Source organism: Streptomyces sp. NPDC001714 (assembly GCF_042892755.1).
Lineage (GTDB): Bacteria > Actinomycetota > Actinomycetes > Streptomycetales > Streptomycetaceae > Streptomyces.
The window spans coordinates 417,375-434,716 of the sequence record NZ_JBIAUL010000003.1; the positions used below are offsets into that span (position 1 = coordinate 417,375).

Annotated in this window: 15 protein-coding genes; 7 read left to right on the top strand and 8 right to left on the bottom strand. The window is 70.8% G+C overall.

Going from position 1 to position 17,342, the window contains the following annotated elements:
- Positions 1-55 precede the first annotated feature (55 nt).
- From ACFY0P_RS10655 to ACFY0P_RS10665, 3 genes are all read right to left on the bottom strand, one after another.
- Complete coding sequence (locus ACFY0P_RS10655) at positions 56-925, bottom strand: hypothetical protein (RefSeq protein WP_388909568.1); 870 nt, start codon at positions 923-925, stop codon at positions 56-58.
- A gap of 181 nt (positions 926-1,106) precedes the next feature.
- Positions 1,107-2,195, bottom strand: a complete 1,089-nt coding sequence (locus ACFY0P_RS10660) for a metallophosphoesterase (protein ID WP_388909570.1) — start codon at positions 2,193-2,195, stop codon at positions 1,107-1,109.
- A 261-nt stretch (positions 2,196-2,456) separates the two neighbouring features.
- On the bottom strand, positions 2,457-3,563 hold the full coding sequence (locus tag ACFY0P_RS10665) for a LacI family DNA-binding transcriptional regulator (protein WP_388909573.1): 1,107 nt from the start codon (positions 3,561-3,563) through the stop codon (positions 2,457-2,459).
- A gap of 470 nt (positions 3,564-4,033) precedes the next feature.
- Here ACFY0P_RS10665 and hisC point away from each other — a divergent pair, with 470 nt between their 5' ends.
- The 4 genes from hisC to cydD all read left to right on the top strand — a co-directional run bounded on the left by hisC (position 4,034) and on the right by cydD (position 11,797).
- Complete coding sequence (gene hisC / locus ACFY0P_RS10670) at positions 4,034-5,113, top strand: histidinol-phosphate transaminase (protein WP_388909576.1); 1,080 nt, start codon at positions 4,034-4,036, stop codon at positions 5,111-5,113.
- A 270-nt stretch (positions 5,114-5,383) separates the two neighbouring features.
- Positions 5,384-6,892: a cytochrome ubiquinol oxidase subunit I gene (locus ACFY0P_RS10675; protein ID WP_388909579.1), complete on the top strand. Its 1,509-nt coding sequence runs from the start codon at positions 5,384-5,386 to the stop codon at positions 6,890-6,892.
- Positions 6,893-6,910: 18 nt separating this feature from the next.
- On the top strand, positions 6,911-7,918 hold the full coding sequence (gene cydB / locus ACFY0P_RS10680) for a cytochrome d ubiquinol oxidase subunit II (RefSeq protein ID WP_388909582.1): 1,008 nt from the start codon (positions 6,911-6,913) through the stop codon (positions 7,916-7,918).
- Between the two features lie 60 nt (positions 7,919-7,978).
- Entirely contained in the window at positions 7,979-11,797 is a 3,819-nt protein-coding gene (cydD, locus tag ACFY0P_RS10685; protein WP_388909588.1) for a thiol reductant ABC exporter subunit CydD, read from the top strand.
- 19 nt (positions 11,798-11,816) lie between these two features.
- Here cydD and ACFY0P_RS10690 read toward each other — a convergent pair whose 3' ends face one another.
- From ACFY0P_RS10690 to ACFY0P_RS10700, 3 genes are all read right to left on the bottom strand, one after another.
- Positions 11,817-12,704: an HAD hydrolase family protein gene (locus tag ACFY0P_RS10690; RefSeq protein WP_388909597.1), complete on the bottom strand. Its 888-nt coding sequence runs from the start codon at positions 12,702-12,704 to the stop codon at positions 11,817-11,819.
- Between the two features lie 697 nt (positions 12,705-13,401).
- Positions 13,402-13,545, bottom strand: coding sequence for a hypothetical protein (locus ACFY0P_RS10695; protein WP_388909600.1), 144 nt, complete (start codon positions 13,543-13,545; stop codon positions 13,402-13,404).
- Positions 13,546-13,684: 139 nt separating this feature from the next.
- Positions 13,685-13,996 carry a hypothetical protein gene (locus ACFY0P_RS10700; protein WP_388909603.1) on the bottom strand — a complete coding sequence of 104 codons (312 nt, stop codon included), beginning with the start codon at positions 13,994-13,996 and terminating at the stop codon, positions 13,685-13,687.
- A gap of 160 nt (positions 13,997-14,156) precedes the next feature.
- On the opposite strand from ACFY0P_RS10700, the gene ACFY0P_RS10705 reads away from it, so the two are divergent.
- The 3 genes from ACFY0P_RS10705 (at position 14,157) to ACFY0P_RS10715 (ending at position 16,181) form a co-directional block, all read left to right on the top strand.
- Positions 14,157-15,152: a helix-turn-helix domain-containing protein gene (locus tag ACFY0P_RS10705; protein ID WP_388909606.1), complete on the top strand. Its 996-nt coding sequence runs from the start codon at positions 14,157-14,159 to the stop codon at positions 15,150-15,152.
- Positions 15,153-15,309: 157 nt separating this feature from the next.
- Positions 15,310-15,933 carry a response regulator transcription factor gene (locus ACFY0P_RS10710; RefSeq protein WP_388909609.1) on the top strand — a complete coding sequence of 208 codons (624 nt, stop codon included), beginning with the start codon at positions 15,310-15,312 and terminating at the stop codon, positions 15,931-15,933.
- On the top strand, positions 15,930-16,181 hold the full coding sequence (locus ACFY0P_RS10715) for an MbtH family protein (RefSeq protein ID WP_388909612.1): 252 nt from the start codon (positions 15,930-15,932) through the stop codon (positions 16,179-16,181). The genes ACFY0P_RS10710 and ACFY0P_RS10715 overlap by 4 nt, the downstream gene beginning before the upstream one ends.
- Here ACFY0P_RS10715 and ACFY0P_RS10720 read toward each other — a convergent pair.
- Positions 16,102-16,878, bottom strand: coding sequence for a 4'-phosphopantetheinyl transferase family protein (locus ACFY0P_RS10720; protein ID WP_388909615.1), 777 nt, complete (start codon positions 16,876-16,878; stop codon positions 16,102-16,104). The two genes, ACFY0P_RS10715 and ACFY0P_RS10720, sit on opposite strands and share 80 nt — an antisense overlap.
- On the bottom strand, positions 16,868-17,140 hold the full coding sequence (locus ACFY0P_RS10725; RefSeq protein ID WP_388909618.1) for a phosphopantetheine-binding protein: 273 nt from the start codon (positions 17,138-17,140) through the stop codon (positions 16,868-16,870). The genes ACFY0P_RS10720 and ACFY0P_RS10725 overlap by 11 nt, the downstream gene beginning before the upstream one ends.
- Positions 17,141-17,342 lie beyond the last annotated feature (202 nt).

Below are 17,342 nucleotides of genomic sequence, written 5' to 3' on the forward strand. Positions count from 1 at the left end.
GGCCTCGTAGGCCGGGTGTCCGGCCTGCGCCCCCGGCCAGGGGGCGCAAGCCGGGTTATTCCGGCTGGTGTTCCGGGCCTCCGAAGTCCGGGCTGGTGTAGTCCGGGCTGGTGAAGCTCGGGCGGGGGGCGGGTGCGGCGCCGTCGTCGGTGCTGAAGCCGGGACGGTCGTAACCGAGACGCGGCATCCGGCCCGCCGGGCCCGACGGCGCGGTGCGGCGCAGTCCGGCCGTGCCGGAGTCGGCGGCCAGTGCTTCCCGCAGGAAGGGCAGGATGCCGCGCTCCAGCAGGGCGTCCCGCCAGGCCTCCCGGGCCTTGGCCACCTCCCCGCCGGGTTCGCCGTAGGCTCCGGCCTCCAGCGAGGGGCTGTTGCGCAGTGCGGTGAGCAGCAGTCCCGCGCCGGCCATCAGGATGGCGGCCGCGGTCACGACGCCGAACACCCAGCCCGCGGTGAGCATGGTCTGGGCGAACGCCGGGGCCGGGTCCAGCATCTTCAGGACGTAGCCGACGAGCAGGAAGATAGCGGCGGCGGTGCCCGCGAGCACCGGCGCCAGGACCAGGGCGAGGGCGAAGCCTCCGGCGCCGGTGGTCTCGGCGGCCTCGCCGAGAGTGGTGGCGAGCCCCATCGCGCCGCCCGTGCCCGGCTCTGCGGAGCCGGTCTCCTGGACGGTGGGCGGGGTGGACCGCGCCGGATTGCGCAGTTCCTCGCGAACCTTCACATAGTGCTGGTACTCGGACGCCGCGGCCGCCGTGATCAGTGCGGTGGCGTTGAGCGCCATGGTGCGCAGCTGTTCGGTGTTCAGATGCTGGCCTATACCGGCCAGTTCGGGACGGTACGGGGCGGAGCGCAGCGCCTCATCGAGGATCCGCTCGTACTCCTGGCGGTCCTCGCTGTGCAGGTGCTGCGGAACGCTGTTCATGTGCATCCCCCGATGCTCCGTAGGGCTGGTGGCTCGCACGCCGGCGAGCCGTCGGGCAGAAACGGAGGGGAGCCTGCTACGGATAAACCGATGGTAGAGCCGTTACGGCACGCGGTGACAGGGGGTTGCCGGAAATTGGGGGTGGCCTGCGTGTGACGCCGGGGGGATCGAACAGCCCGGCGAACGCTCAGGCATCCAGCGGAAGTTGTCTCACCAGCAGCTTTCCGGCCATGGTCACGCCGCCGTCCATGGCGATGGCGAGCCCGTCGGCGTAGACGTGCGGTCCCTCCACGACGGGGCCGCTGCCCTCCTCGCCCTCCTCGGAGCCGACTTCGCCCAGCAGATAGGGAATCGGGCTGTGCCCGTGAACGATCCGGGTACCGCCGTACGTATCGAGAAGGGAACGGACGGCGTCTGCACCCCCCTCGTCGCGGAAGGAGAAGCGCTTGGTGAACTTGCGGAACAGGTCCCACACCTCGTCCGCGTCATTACGCGTGATGGTCTCGCGGACCGTGTCGTTGACCGCCTCGATCGAGTCGCCGTAGTCGAGGTAGGCGGTGGTGTCGGAGTGGACCAGCAGATAGCCGTCGACCTCCTCGACGGCGTCCAGCCGGGCCATCCACTGCAGGTGGTGGTCCTGGAGCCGGTCCATGTCGGTCTTCTGGCCGCCGTTGAGCAGCCAGGCCGCCTGGAAGGTGGCGGTGCCCGCGCCGGAGTTGACGGGGGTGTCGCCGAACCGCTTGGCGCCGAGCAGCAGCAGCTCGTGGTTGCCCATGAGGGCCTTGCAGTAGCCGCCGGCCGCTGCCGCCTCGGCGGACAGCCGCATCACCAGGTCGATGACGCCGATACCGTCCGGACCCCGGTCGGTGAAGTCGCCGAGGAACCACAGCCGGGCGACGCCCCCACACCAGTGCCCGTCCGCGTCGATCAGGCCCTGCTCGCGCAGCGCGGCGACCAGCTCGTCGAAGTAGCCGTGCACATCGCCGACGACGTACAGCGGGCCCGGGCCGTCGGCGGGCTGCACCGCCGGGGCGGTGGCCGGTTCGGTGGGCACCTGCAGCGTGTCGCCGCGGTTGATGACGGGCAGGTCGCGCTGGGTGGGCGTGTACCCGTCCGGATACCCCTCGGGGTACATGTCGTCAAGCGGCGGGACGACGTCGCCGGGGTGGGTGCGGGGGGCGTACGGACCGGTCTCGTTGACGTACCCGGGCACCCGGAAGTCGCGCAACGTCGCCGTCCGCTCCGCCTCGGGTCCCTGACCGGCCCCCTGAGTCATCAGACCCCTCCACCATCGCGCCGCATCTGCACCGCTTCGGACTGCCTGGTCGCAGCGGCCCGCGGTGTCGTGGGCCCATCATAGGAATGCCCGTCGCGCCGTGTGATGACCCAGGGGTGGTGAATCCGGGCAGGACTCCAGTTCAGCGTGGCTTTCGCCCCGGTTGGGCAGGGGTTCGACCACCCGCCGTTCGGCTGCCGGCCGTCGTCCGAAGACGCCCGGCAGCCGCGCCGCCGCGTTCTCCGCACGTCCGTGCTACTCCTACTCCGGTGCCCGCGGCGGGCTGACCGTGGTGCGCTGCGCGCGTCGCTGGGAGGAGGTACGCACGATCAGTTCGGTCGGTATCACCTGCTCGACCGGCTGGTCCGACTCGACCCCCTCGATCGCGTCGATGAGCAGTTGCACCACCGCCGTGCCGATCCGGCGCGGCTTCAGGGAGAGCGTGGTGATGGGCGGCTCGGTGTTGGCGTACACGGTCGACTCGCTGCAGCACACCAGGAGCAGGTCGTCGGGGACGCGCAGCCCGTAGCGGCGGGCGGCGGCGAGCAGGTCGGTGCCGTTCGGGTCGAACAGTCCGTAGACGGCGTCGGGGCGGTCCGGGCGGGCCAGCAGCCGGTCGGCGGCGACGGCGCCCGCGCACGGGTCGTGCGCGGGGTAGGCCTCGTAGACCGGGTCCTGGCCGACGCGCTCGCACCAGCGCAGGTAGGCGGTGGTCGACAGGTGCGTGTACGTGTCCGTCGTGGTGCCCGTGAGCAGGCCGATCCGGCGGGCGCCGGCGGCGGCGAGGTGGTCGAGGATGCCGAGTACGGCGGCCTCGTGGTCGTTGTCCACCCAGGCGGTGACCGGGAGCGAGCCGGCCGGGCGGCCGTCGGAGACCACCGGCAGGCCCTGCCGGACCAGTTCGCTGACCACCGGGTCCTGGTCGGAGGGGTCGATGACGACCGTGCCGTCCAGGGCTACGTTCGACCACACGTCGTGCCGTGAGGTCGCGGGCAGGATGACCAGGGCGTAGCCGCGGGCGAGCGCGGCCGAGGTGGCGGCCCGTGCCATCTCGGCGAAGTACGCGAACTCGGTGAAGGTGAAAGGTTCATCCCCGTACGTCGTCACGGTCAGGCCGATCAGTCCCGACTTGCCGGTACGGAGGGTGCGGGCGGCGGCCGAGGGGCGGTACCCCAGCCGGTCGGCGACCTCTCTGACATGGCGGCGGGTGGCATCCGGGAGTCGGCCCTTGCCGTTCAGGGCGTCGGAGACGGTCGTGATGGAGACTCCGGCGGCGGCGGCCACGTCTCTGATGCCCGCCCGGCCCGGCCGGCTGCCTCGCCGAGAGGTTTCCGCGCGGCTCACCTGGTGCTTCCCTGCTGCTGTCATGGCGAGCCGATAGTAGGGCTCATGCGGTGGGGTAGTGCGGACGCATATGCACGCGTTGACAGGCACGTTTCTGCAAGGTCAATACGGGTCAACTGCCTTAGAAAGAAAGTCAGTTGAACGATCCAATGGTGAGACGTGGCTTGTCGGCACGGATGGACCTGCCAAGTGCCCGATGTTTCGAAGAGGTCTCAACTCACCTGCACGGGTGATGCGCGCTACGGCGTGAGCCACCGGCGCGTAGATATATGTAGGGCGCGCCCCGGATAAATGCGCCTTCGTACGGTGATGCCCGTGATGCCAGTGGGACGGATGAGGTTCGCCGTTCCGGCTCCTCGCCCTCCCGCCGCTGTGCCGGTCCGGCTCTTCGCGCCCTCTTCCGCTGTACGCAGTGGCGCCGAATCCTCATAAGGTGAGGAGTATTGGATGTCGGCGGCGCGGACGGTCCGCCGGTGGTCGCGAGGAGGACTGCGGTGAGCGAGACGAGCCCCAAGCTGCGCGCCGAGCTGGAGGGTATCCCCACCTACAAGCCGGGCAAGCCGGCGGCGGCCGGCGGCCCGGTCGCGTACAAGCTCTCCTCCAACGAGAACCCGTACCCCCCGCTGCCCGGCGTGATGGAGTCCGTCACCGCGGCCGCCTCCTCCTTCAACCGCTACCCGGACCTGGCGTGCACCGGGCTGGTGAACGAGCTCTCGGACCGCTTCGGCGTTCCACTCGGTCATCTGGCCACCGGCACCGGGTCGGTCGGTGTCGCCCAGCAGCTGATCCAGGCCACCAGCGGCCCCGGCGACGAGGTGATCTACGCGTGGCGGTCCTTCGAGGCTTACCCGATCATCACGCAGATCAGCGGTGCCCGGTCGGTCCAGGTGCCGCTCACGCCCGGCGATGTGCACGACCTGGACGCGATGGCGGACGCCATCACCGACCGCACCCGCCTGATCTTCGTCTGCAATCCCAACAACCCGACCGGTACGGTCGTGAAGCGGGCCGAGCTGGAGCGGTTCCTGGACCGCGTGCCGAGTGACGTGCTGGTGGTCCTCGACGAGGCCTACCGGGAGTTCATCCGCGATCCCGAGGTGCCCGACGGTGTCGAGATCTACCGGCAGCGGCCGAACGTCTGCGTGCTGCGGACCTTCTCCAAGGCGTACGGTCTCGCCGGGCTGCGCGTCGGCTTCGCGATCGCGCACGAGCCGGTGGCGGCGGCGCTGCGCAAGACGGCGGTGCCCTTCGGCGTGAGCCAGCTCGCGCAGGAGGCGGCGATCGCCTCGCTGCGGGCCGAGGACGAGCTGCTCGGCCGGGTCGGCTCGCTGGTGTGCGAGCGGCAGCGCGTGGTGGGGGCGCTGCGCGGCCAGGGCTGGACGGTGCCCGAGACCCAGGCCAACTTCGTGTGGCTGCGGCTGGGGGAGCGTACGACCGCCTTCGCGCAGCTCAGTGAGGAGCACGGCGTGGTCGTGCGGCCGTTCCCGGGCGAGGGTGTGCGGGTGACGGTCGGCGAGACCGAGGCGAACGACATCTTCCTGAAGGTGACGGAGGCGTTCCGCAAGGAGCTGTAGCGTCCGCGGGGCGCCGGCGGGCTCCCCGCGATCAAAGGGTGTCAGGTGTGCGGGGTCGCACGGCCAGGATCAGGGCCGAGCGGCCCCGTTCGCATGTCCAGGAGGGGCCGGACGGCCCAAGTGCGACCCCCCTTCGATGTTCGAGAGTGAGTGCGCCATAATGGCTTGTGAATGTGAATGCATTCACAAGCGCGTCCCGTTTGCTCCGTGATGTACGTGACAAAGGGGGCACATGCCGCTGTACCACGGCGACGTAAGGAGACTGACGACGTGGACCTGGCTCTGGCGCCGGAGACACTGGCGCGCTGGCAGTTCGGCATCACCACCGTCTACCACTTCCTGTTCGTCCCGCTGACGATCTCGCTGGCCGCCCTCACGGCCGGTCTGGAGGCCGCCTGGGTGCGCACGGAGAAGGAGAAGTACCTCAGGGCGACCAAGTTCTGGGGCAAGCTCTTCCTGATCAACATCGCGATGGGCGTGGTCACCGGCATCGTGCAGGAGTTCCAGTTCGGCATGAACTGGTCCGACTACTCGCGGTTCGTCGGTGACATCTTCGGTGCCCCGCTCGCCTTCGAGGCACTGATCGCCTTCTTCTTCGAGTCCACCTTCATAGGGCTGTGGATCTTCGGCTGGGACAAGCTGCCCAAGAGGATCCACCTGGCCTGCATATGGATGGTCTCCATCGGCACGATCCTGTCCGCGTACTTCATCCTCGCGGCCAACTCGTGGATGCAGCACCCCGTCGGCTACAAGATCGACAAGGCGAGGGGGCGGGCCGAGCTCACCGACTTCTGGGCCGTCCTCACCCAGAACACCGCGCTGGCCCAGGCCTTCCACACGCTGTCCGCGTCCTTCCTGACCGGTGGCGCGTTCATGGTCGGCATCGCCGCCTTCCACCTGTTCCGCAAGAAGCACATCACCGTGATGAAGACCTCGCTGCGGCTCGGCCTGGTCACCGTCGTCATCGCCGGCATGCTGACCGCGATCAGCGGTGACACCCTCGGCAAGGTCATGTTCAAGCAGCAGCCGATGAAGATGGCCGCCGCCGAGGCCCTGTGGGACGGCCAGAAGTCGGCGCCCTTCTCGATCTTCGCCTACGGCGACGTCAGCAAGGGCCACAACACCGTCGAGCTGTCCGTCCCCGGCCTGCTGTCGTTCCTCGCCGACGACGACTTCACCTCGTACGTCCCCGGCATCAACGACACCAACAAGGCCGAGCAGCAGAAGTACGGCGCCGGCGACTACCGGCCCGTCATCCCCGTCACCTTCTGGGCGTTCCGCTGGATGATCGGCTTCGGCATGGCGTCCTTCGCCATCGGCCTCGCCGGACTCTGGCTGACCCGCAAGAAGTTCATGCTGCCGCAGCACCTGCGGGTCGGTGAGGACGAGGTGCCGAACCTGGTCCTCTTCAAGAACAAGGCGCTCAGCCCCAAGCTCGGCAGGCTGTACTGGCTGGTGGCGATATGGACCCTGGGCTTCCCGCTGATAGCCAACTCCTGGGGCTGGATCTTCACCGAGATGGGCCGCCAGCCCTGGGTCGTCTATGGCGTCCTGAAGACCAGTGCCGCGGTCTCCCCCGGTGTCTCCCAGACCGAGATCCTCATCTCGCTGATCACCTTCACCGCGCTCTACGCGATCCTCGCCGTCGTCGAGGTCAAGCTGCTCGTGAAGTACATCAAGGCCGGCCCGCCCGAGCTCACCGAGGACGACCTCAACCCGCCCACGAAGATCGGCGGCGAGGCGCGTGACGCCGACAAGCCGATGGCCTTCTCGTACTAGGCCGAGGGAGACGCAGTCATGGAACTTCACGACGTCTGGTTCGTCCTGATCGCCGTCCTGTGGACCGGCTACTTCTTCCTGGAGGGATTCGACTTCGGGGTGGGCATCCTCACCAAGCTGCTCGCCCGGGACCGCCTGGAGAAGCGGGTGCTGATCAACACGATCGGTCCGGTCTGGGACGGCAACGAGGTGTGGCTGCTCACCGCGGGCGGTGCGACCTTCGCCGCCTTCCCCGAGTGGTACGCCACGCTCTTCTCCGGCTTCTACCTGCCCTTGCTGGTCATCCTGGTCTGCCTGATCGTCCGGGGCGTCGCCTTCGAGTACCGGGCCAAGCGGCCCGAGGAGAACTGGCAGCGCAACTGGGAGACCGCGATCTTCTGGACCTCGCTGATCCCGGCGTTCCTGTGGGGCGTGGCCTTCGGGAACATCGTGCACGGCGTGAAGATCGACCGGAACTTCGAGTACGTCGGCACCGTCTGGGACCTGCTCAACCCGTACGCCCTGCTCGGCGGGCTGGTGACCCTGACCCTGTTCACCTTCCACGGCTCGGTGTTCACCGCGCTCAAGACGGTCGGGGACATCCGGGTACGGGCGCGGAAGCTGGCGACCAAGGTGGGTGCCCTCACTGCCGCACTGGCGCTGGTCTTCCTGCTGTGGACCCAGGCCGACAGCGGTGACGGCAAGAGCCTGGTGGCCCTGGTCGTGGCGGTCGTCGCGCTGGTGGCCGCCCTCGGGGCCAATCTGCGGGGCCGCGAGGGATGGGCGTTCGCTCTGTCCGGCGTCACCATCGTGGCCGCCGTGGCGATGCTCTTCCTGTCGCTCTTCCCGAATGTCATGCCGTCGTCGCTCAATGGGGACTGGAGCCTCACGGTCACCAATGCCTCGTCGAGTCCCTACACCCTGAAGATCATGACGTGGCTGGCGGCGATCGCGACGCCGCTCGTCCTGCTCTACCAGGGGTGGACCTACTGGGTGTTCCGCAAGCGGATCGGTACGCAGCACATCGCGACCGAAGCCGCGCACTGAGTCCGAGGAGGGGGGTGTTTCACGTGAAACACCCTCTCCGGGCCGAAGGGCATGTTTCACGTGAAACCAATCGATCCCCGTCTGCTGCGTTACGCCGGTGCCACCCGCGTCTTCCTGGTGGCCGTCGTCGGCCTCGGTGCCGTCGGTGCCGGGCTGGTCGTCGCCCAGGCCATGCTCATCGCCGAAGTGGTGGTCGGCGCCTTCCAGCACGGTCACTCCGTCTCCGAACTCCGCACCCCCCTGCTGCTGTTGGTGGCCGTGGCGGTCGGTCGAGCGCTGGTTTCCTGGCTCACCGAGCTGGCCGCGCACCGGGCGAGCGCAGCGGTCAAGTCCGAGCTGCGCGGCCGGCTTCTCGACCGGGCGGTGGCGCTCGGCCCCGGCTGGTTGAGTGACCAGCGGACCGGTTCACTGGTCACCCTCGCCACCCGCGGTGTCGACGCCCTCGACGACTACTTCTCCCGCTACCTGCCGCAGTTGGGGCTGGCGGTGGTCGTGCCGGTCGCGGTGCTGGCGCGGATCGTCACCGAGGACTGGGTGTCCGCAGCGATCATCGTCGGGACTTTGCCGCTGATCCCGCTCTTCATGGTCCTGATCGGCTGGGCCACCCAGTCCCGGACGGAGCGTCAGTGGCGGCTGCTGTCCCGGCTCTCCGGTCATTTCCTGGACGTGGTCGCCGGGCTGCCCACGCTGAAGGTGTTCGGCCGGGCCAAGGCGCAGGCCGAGTCCATCCGCCGGATCACCGGCGAGTACCGGCAGGCGACGATGCGCACGCTGCGGATCGCCTTCCTCTCCTCGTTCGCGCTGGAGCTGCTCGCCACGCTGTCGGTGGCGCTGGTCGCCGTGACCATCGGCATGCGGCTCGTCCACGGCGACATGGACCTGTACATCGGGCTGGTCGTCCTGGTGCTGGCGCCCGAGGCGTATCTGCCGTTGCGACAGGTGGGAGCGCAGTTCCATGCGGCGGCGGAGGGGCTGGCGGCGGCGGAGGAGATCTTCGCGGTGCTGGAGACGCCGGTGCCGGTGTCCGGGGCCGGTGCGGTGCCTTCCGGCGCTGCCCTGGCCTTCGAGGGGGTGACGGTCCGCTACCCGGGGCGCTCGGCGGACGCGGTGACCGATGTGTCGTTCACGGTCGAACCCGGGGAGACCGTCGCGCTGGTGGGCCCGAGCGGGGTGGGCAAGTCGACGCTGCTGAACGTGCTGCTGGGGTTCGTGCGGCCGACGCGGGGGCGGGTGCGGATCGGGGGCGCCGATCTCGCCGAGGTCGACCTGGCGGAGTGGCGGTCGCGGATCGCGTGGGTGCCGCAGCGGCCGCATCTGTACGCCGGGACGATCGCCGAGAACGTACGGCTCGCGCGTCCCGACGCGGACGACGACGCCGTCCGGGGGGCGTTGCGGGATGCCGGGGCGCTGGAGTTCGTGGATGCGCTGCCGGAGGGGGCGGAGACGGTTCTCGGGGAGGACGGGGCCGGTCTTTCCGCGGGGCAGCGGCAGCGGCTGGCGTTGGCGCGGGCGTTTCTGGCCGACCGGCCTGTGCTGTTGCTGGATGAGCCGACGGCTGCGCTGGACGGGGGGACCGAGGGGGAGGTCGTGGCGGCGGTACGGCGGCTCTCCGAGGGGCGGACCGTGTTGCTGGTGGTGCATCGGCCGGCGTTGCTGTCGGCGGCGGACCGGGTGGTGCGGGTCTCCGGCGGCGAGGCCCCCAGGGGGCTCCGCCCCCTGGACCCCCAGCCCCTTCGCCCACCCACCACCCGACTCGGTCAGTTTGAAGGGGAGGTCGGGGGGCGGTTCGGTCAGTTTGAAGGGGAGGTTGCGGGGCGGTTCGGTCAGTTTGAAGGGGAGGTCGGGGGGCGGTTCGGTCAGTTTGAAGGGGAGGTTGCGGGGCGGCTCGGGCGGCTGGAAGGGGAGGTCGGGGGTCGGCTCGGGCGGCCGGAAGGGGAGGTTGCGGGGCGGCTCGGGCGGCTGGAAGGGGAGGTCGGGGGTCGGCTCGGGCGGCCGGAAGGGGAGGGTGTGGGGCCGCTCGGTGGGTTGGGGAGTGGGGGCGGGGAGCGGATTGGGGAGGTGGACGGTGCTCGGGGGGAAGTGCTCGGGCAGGCTGCAGGGCGTGCTGTGGAGTCGGTGACTGTGCGTCGGCAGGGTGTTCTCGGCCGGGTTCGCGCTGCTTCTGGAGCCCGGCGAGGGCGGTTGTTGCTTGCGTTGTTGCTTGGGGCCCTTGCGCTCGGCAGTGCTGTCGGGCTGATGGCGACTTCCGGGTGGTTGATCTCGCGGGCGTCGCAGCAGCCGCCGGTGCTGTATCTGATGGTCGCCGTGACGGCCACGCGGGCCTTCGGGATCGGGCGGGCCGTGTTCCGGTACGGCGAACGGCTGGTGTCGCACGACGCCGTGCTGCGGATGCTGGCCGATACGCGGGTCGCCGTGTACCGGCGGCTGGAGCGGCTCGCACCCGCCGGGCTGCGGACGACCAGGCGGGGCGATCTGCTCAGCCGGCTGGTCGCCGATGTGGACACCCTCCAGGACTACTGGCTGCGGTGGCTGCTGCCCGCCGGGGTCGCGGTGGCGGTGTCCGCCGGGGCCGTGGGCTTCACGGCCTGGCTCCTGCCCGAGGCCGGGGCCGCGCTCGCGGTGGGGCTGCTGGCGGCCGGTGTCGGTGTTCCGCTGGTGACCTCCGCCGTGGCCCGGCGCGCCGAGCACCGGCTGGCACCGGCCCGCGGCCTGCTCGCCACCCGGGTCACCGACCTGCTCACCGGCACCGCCGAACTGGCCGTCGCCGGCGCGCTGCCGGCCCGCACCGACGAGGCCCGGCGGGCCGACGGCACGCTCACCCGGATCGCCTCGCGGGGGGCCACGGCCACCGCACTCGGTGACGGGCTGACCGCACTGCTGACCGGCCTGACCGTCGCGGCGGCCGCGCTGCTGGGTGCCCAGGGTGTCGCCGACGGTCGGCTGAGCGGCGTGGCGATGGCGGTCCTCGTGCTCACCCCGCTGGCCGCCTTCGAGGCCGTACTCGGTCTGCCGCTGGCCGTGCGGCACCGGCAGCGGGTGCGCAGGAGCGCCGAGCGCATCTACGAGGTGCTGGACGCGCCCGAGCCCGTACGTGAGCCGGAGCGGCCGCGTCAGGCGCCCGCCGCGCCCTTCCCTGTCGTCCTGAAGGGCCTGACGGCTCGGTACCCGGGGCAGGTGCGGGAGGCGCTCGGCGGGCTCGACCTCACCCTGCACGAGGGGCGCAGGATCGCCGTGGTCGGTGCCTCCGGCGCCGGCAAGTCGACCCTCGCCCAGGTCCTGCTGCGGTTCCTCGACCCGGACGCGGGCTCCTACACGCTCGCCGGCGTGGACGCGTACGGCCTGGACGGCGACGACGTGCGGCGGCTCGTCGGGCTGTGCGCCCAGGACGCGCACCTCTTCGACAGCTCCGTACGCGAGAACCTGCTGCTCGCCCGGAAGGACGCCGGCGAGGAGGACCTGCGGGACGCGCTGGGGCGGGCGCGGCTGCTCGACTGGGTGGACGCGCTGCCCGACGGGCTCGACACCCTGGTCGGCGAGCACGGGGCCCGGCTGTCCGGCGGGCAACGGCAGCGGCTGGCGCTCGCCCGGGCGCTGCTCGCGGACTTCCCGGTGCTCGTGCTGGACGAGCCGGCCGAGCATCTCGACCTGCCGACGGCGGACGCGCTCACCGCGGATCTGCTGGCGGCCACCGAGGGCCGTACGACGCTGCTCATCACCCACCGGCTCGCGGGCCTGGAGGCCGTGGACGAGGTGATCGTCCTCGACGAGGGCCGGGTGGTTCAGCGCGGGAGCTACGCGGAGCTGGCCGCCGTGGCCGGACCGTTGCGCGGCATGGCCGAGCGGGAGGCGGCGGCCGATTCGCTGGTGGGAGTGCGGTAGCCCGGCGCCGCGGGCGGTCTCAGGCGCGCGCGGCCAGCAGCTTCTCGATCACGACGGCGACCCCGTCCTCGTTGTTGGCGACCGTCCGGCCGGAGGCGGCAGCGACGGCGGCGGGGTGGGCGTTGCCCATGGCGTACGACTGGCCGGCCCAGGTCAGCATCTCGACGTCGTTGGGCATGTCCCCGAAGGCGACGACCTCCTCGTGCGAGATGCCGCGCTCGGCGCACTCGAGGGCGAGCGTGCTGGCCTTGGAGACGCCCGGGCCGCTGATCTCCAGCAGGGCGCTGGGGCTGGACCGGGTGACGGTGGCGCGGTCGCCGACGGCGAGGCGGGCGAGGGTGAGGAAGGCGTCGGGGTCGAGGTCGGGGTGGTACGCGAGGATCTTGAGCACGGGCTCGCCGGCGCTCGGACCGTCGGCCGCGAGGATCGCCTCGGCGGGCAGCAGGTGGTCCGGTATCTCCAGGTGCAGCTTGGGATAGGCGGGCTCCTGGTGGAAGCCGTACGTCTGCTCGATCGCGTACACGGTGCCGGGCGCGGCCTCGCGCAGCAGTCGTACGGCGTCCAGCGCGTTCTCCCGGGCCAGGTCGCGCACCTTCACGAAGCGGTGGGCGCCGGGGCCGCCGTGCAGGTCGACCACGGCCGCGCCGTTGCCGCAGATCGCCAGGCCGTGGCCGTGGACGTGGTCGCCGACCACGTCCATCCAGCGGGCCGGGCGGCCGGTGACGAAGAAGACCTCGATACCCGCCTCCTCGGCGGCGGCCAGCGCGGCGACCGTCCTCGGGGAGACCGACTTGTCGTCGCGCAGCAGGGTGCCGTCGAGATCGGTGGCGATCAGCCGGGGCGGGGTCGCGAAGGCAGGGGTCTCGGGCTGTCGGGTCGCTGAGGTCACCGGGCCATTCTCGCGCATATGCCCGCACGGCCGTGCGGTCGGGCGCACAGATGAGACACAGACGACTCCGCGGCGTCCCCGACCGCGCCTCGGCCGAGTCGGGCCAGGGTCTCCATGGCGGTCCGCTCGAAGACTTCTGCTCGGCCGCGACGTCCGACTCGGGAATGGGCCGGTGGATCACGGGCCCGGTGCCGGCTGAGTCGGCGGCTCTCCACCGCCGGGATTCCCGGGCGCGGCTCTCCACTGCCGGGAACCCGGGCGCGGCTCTCCGCTCCAGGGAATCCCGGGCCGAGGATGACGACTGGCCCAGCGTCGATCGGCAGGAACGTGTCCGGAGAGCGCCGAACACCGGGAACCCACGATCGACAAGACCGCCGGCCTGGACGTCAGGGCGCCGATCACGCGGTGCTGACGCGAGGGTGATGCGGCCGGACACGCGGTGGCGGTCCGGCGACGTATCGAAGCTCCGGGCGACACGGGCGACCTGGTTGGTCACCGGCATCAACCGGAGCTTCGGTGGACCGGTGGCGGCTCGCCACCCGTCGTCGTGCTGCCGTGACCAGCACGGATTCTTGATCGACAAGACTTTTGGAACCACCCTGGCGGAGGGCCTTGGGCGGGGCCGCCAGGCCGTCGGCCTGCTCCTGGGCAAAGCACCGCCGCCGAGACACCCACATCCCGCGCCGACGGTCGACGCATGGCGTCGAGGCGGATGTCAGCCCCAGATCATGTCGCCCGGCGAGGCGTCGGCGACGACCGCGGACTCCGAAGTGTTGCCGGACCCGTCGAACGCCGGGATCAGGAAAGCGAAGGCCGTCAGGAGAACCACAGCCCAGCGGGCGGGACGAATGCGAAGCAACGTAGGAATCCCTTCCAGAGCGGGTCAGTTATTTCCTCTGCGACACAAAGCATCGTCAGGCGGGAAGACCGTCGGAAGAGAGATCAGGTGGACGGAACGGGCCCTGGACCGAACCGGCCAGCGGGTCGCGCCGCCGGGCTCAGTCCATGAGGCCGTCGAGGCCGAAAGGGGCCAGCAGGGGCGCCTCGGAGCGTCCGACCAGCCATCCTCGCAGCGGCCCGTTCTCGGCAACCGCGCGTCGGCACAGTCTCGCTGCCGTCTCCTCCGCGTCCTGGAGGCGGTCGGCCAGCACATAGACGCCCACCGTCATCCCGTGTCCCGGGTGGGGATGGATGACCACGTGCTCCACGCCGTCACCGGGGTGGGTCAGGGATCGAAGGAGGTCCGCGAGGTCCTGGGGGAAACACGAGTCCGCCGTTCTGTGGAGGAGTTCGGTGTGGACGAGATACACGCGTCCGACTTTCCCAAAAGGGCGAACGGGGGAGGAAGGGAGTGAGCAGGCCTATTCCGGCAATGGCCGGTACAGTCCACGCACTTCCTCTACATAAATCGCGGGTGAGGGGTGATGGTGTAGCGTCTTTGCAGCGAGTATCTGTGGGGGGAGATGCGCCGTGCTGAAGTCACTTGGCCTTGATTCCATAGCCGAGGCCGTCTACCGAGCTCTGCTGGCACAGCCGCGAGACGGTGTGGCAGAACTCGCCGAGCGGCTGAAAATAACCCCCGAGCAGGTCCGCCAAGGACTGGACACCCTGAGCGAGCTGGCGCTGCTGAGACCCTCCTACGACCGGGAGGGCGAGCTGTGGCCGGTCTCGCCCGAGGTCGGCCTCGAACTGCTGATGGCACGTCAGCAGGCCGAGCTCGCCGCGCATCACCAGCGCCTCGAGGAGTCCCGGGAGGCCGCCACCCGGCTGATCGCCGACTACGCGGCGATGCGGCCTGCCGATCCCCATCCCAACAGCGAACTGCTGAACGGGATCGACCAGATCCGTGACCGGCTCGCCGCGCTCACGCGGGAGACCCGGGAGGAGGTCATGACCTTCGCCCCGGACGGTCCCCAGCGGCCGGAGCACATCGAGGCCGCGAAACCGCTCAACCTGGATCTGCTGGACCGCGGTGTCCGGATGCGGACGGTCTATCTCAACAGTGCCCGCAACAGCGTGCACACGCTCGAGTACGTGAGCTGGCTGTCCCGGCTCGGCGGCCAGGTGCGCACCGTGCCGACGCTGCCGACCCGGATGATCGTCGTGGACCGCACCACCGCCGTCATCCCCGTGAACAGCGACAACAGCGCCGAGGGCGCGGTGGTGCTGACCGGCCACGGGACGCTGACCGCGCTGTGCGCGCTGTTCGACAGCGTCTGGCACAGCGCCCGCCCGCTGAACGAGGAGAGCAGGGCCGACGACCAGGGCCTGACCGACCAGCAGTCGATGGTGGTGATCCTGCTGGCCGAGGGGCACACGGACGAGACGATCGCCAAGCGGCTCGGTGTGTCGCCGCGTACCGCGCGGCGGCTGGCGTCCGAGCTGATGACCCGGCTCGGGGCGCGCAGCCGGTTCGAGGCGGGCGTGCGGGCGGTGCAGAACGGCTGGCTGTCGGACGACCATTGACCGGGCCTCCGCGGCGGTGAGCCGCGTGCGGCCGATGTCCCGTTGCGTCCAGGGCCCCAACGGGCCAGCGAATTCCTCTTCCGATACGCACGCCGATCATGGAGATTGGCCGTCGTAAGGCAGAAGTGGACGGGAATGGCGCAGACGGGGAGTCGACATGGTGCGTGCCGGCATTTTCCTCCGGAATCAGCTCGCCCTTTTGGGCATCCGTTATCTGCTGGACGCGGAGGCGGACATCCAGGTCGTGTTCGCGACGAGCACGCCTTTCGCGGTGGCGGCCGACTCGGTCGACTGTCTCGTACTGGAACTCGATCTGCTCGACGAGCTGCCCGCGCCTCCGCGTGGGACGGCCGGGCTGCCGGCCGCCCGGACGGTCGTGCTGACCGGCGACGGCGCCGGTCCGGGGCGTGGCGTGGCGCCGGACCGGCTCGGTGAGACTCATCCGATCGAGGACGCGCCGCTGCTGCTGGTGGACGCCATCCGGCGGGTGGCCGGTCCGGGGGCGGCCGCGGGCGGCCCGGAGGCCGCCGTCCGGCAGGGGGTCGCCACGCTCTCCCCGCGGGAGCGGGAGGTGCTGGGGCATCTCGTGGAGGGCTGCACGCACCACCAGGCGGCCCGGCGGATCGGCATCAGCCAGCACACGGTCGACACGTACGTGAAGCGCATCCGCTCCAAGCTCGGCGCGAGCAACAAGGCGCAACTGGTCCGTGCGGCCCTCGGCGCGCCACGCGCCCAGTCCCCGCACCCCGGACACCGACAACGACAGCAGGTGGAGACGTGAGGCCCGAAGGCACCGGCATCCATCTCGTGGTCCGCAACGACAAACTGCAGTACTCGCTCTGGCCGGCCGACCGCGAGGTGCCGGCCGGCCGGCGGCCGGCCGGGTTCCGGGGCGACCGCGAGCCGTGCCTGGACCGCGTCGAGCAGGTGTGGACGGACATGAGGCCGCTCAGCGCCCGGTCCTCGCGCTCCGCGGCGGCCCCGAACCGAAGCCGGCCGCCGAGGGGTGGTTCCTGGAGTAGGCGGTGAAGGCGAGCGGTCCGCCACCGATCACCGCGACGGCGGCCGCGCGGCCCGCCCCGGCCTCCAGGTCGGCCAGCAGGAAGTCCTCGGCGGGCCTGGCGGCGGGTCCGCCGAGGAACAGCACCCGTGGTTCGTCCTCCGGGGCCGAGACCCCGATCTCGGTCAACGGCACGCGCAGCCCCTGGCCCGTCGCCTTGAGCACGGCCTCCTTCCGGGTCCACATCCGGTGGAAGCCGCTCCCGGTGGCGTGCGCGGGGGTGCGCGGCTCGGCCGGCCCGAGGACGTGGGGAAGCAGGTCGGCGGGTGCGACCGAGGCGCCGATCTCCTCCACGTCGATGCCCACCGGGCCCGCCCGGGTGACGGCGACCGCGACCCGGTCGCCCGAGTGCGACACCGACACCTGGAGCCCGGTGCCGGGCAGTTCGGGTTTCCCGTGGTTCCTGGAGCAGTCCGGGCAGCGGGCGACCACCGCCAGCCGCCGTGGAGGAACGCCGAGATAGCCGCCGGCGGTGGTGCGCAGCAGGGCCCGGCCGGCGATGAACCGCCGCCGGTCCTCCTCCTTGCGCAGCTGCGGGATCCGTTCCTGCTCGGCCCCGTCGAGCAGGGCGAGACAGGCGTCGGTGACCGTCGTCGGATCGGCCCACCAGATGTGGCAGTCGGCCGGGCCGAGCAGCGGGACCGCCGGGGGCGCGTCAAGCAGCACGGGCCCTCCCCGTGGCGGACGACAGCGCCCCGGTGATGCGCTCCAGCATGGAGCCGAACGAGGCGTCGACCGCCAGGTCGGTGCTTCTCACCTCGACCCCGAAGGCCTCGGTGGCCTGCGCGCACAGCTGGACCGCGCGCATGGAGCGTCCGCCGACGGCGAAGAAGTCCGTGCCGTCCTCGACGTGGTCGACGGCGAGCGCCTCGCACCAGATTCCGGCGAGCCGGCCGCGTACGGCATCGAGCCCGAGGTCATCCTTCACCGCGTTTCCTTCCACTGCCGGGAACGGGCGGTACCACAGGTACCGGTCGGCCTCCCATGGTCACCGCGGGAGGGTGCGAACACACGCCCCCGAAAGCCGTGACACCTGTTCAGGGGACAGCGCGGAAAACCGTCATTGGACGGAATTGCACGCCCCCGGCATTGACCGGATCAGTCCAGCATCCGGATATTGCCCGCCAGTT

What these genes read in the sequence shown, in the direction of transcription:
- ACFY0P_RS10655 (WP_388909568.1), bottom strand. Translation starts at nt 925, where the DNA reads ATGCACATGAACAGCGTTCCGCAGCACCTGCACAGCGAGGACCGCCAG.
- ACFY0P_RS10660 (WP_388909570.1), bottom strand. Translation starts at nt 2,195, where the DNA reads ATGACTCAGGGGGCCGGTCAGGGACCCGAGGCGGAGCGGACGGCGACG.
- ACFY0P_RS10665 (WP_388909573.1), bottom strand. Translation starts at nt 3,563, where the DNA reads ATGACAGCAGCAGGGAAGCACCAGGTGAGCCGCGCGGAAACCTCTCGG.
- cydB (WP_388909582.1), top strand. Translation starts at nt 6,911, where the DNA reads ATGGAACTTCACGACGTCTGGTTCGTCCTGATCGCCGTCCTGTGGACC.
- ACFY0P_RS10690 (WP_388909597.1), bottom strand. Translation starts at nt 12,704, where the DNA reads ATGCGCGAGAATGGCCCGGTGACCTCAGCGACCCGACAGCCCGAGACC.
- ACFY0P_RS10710 (WP_388909609.1), top strand. Translation starts at nt 15,310, where the DNA reads ATGGTGCGTGCCGGCATTTTCCTCCGGAATCAGCTCGCCCTTTTGGGC.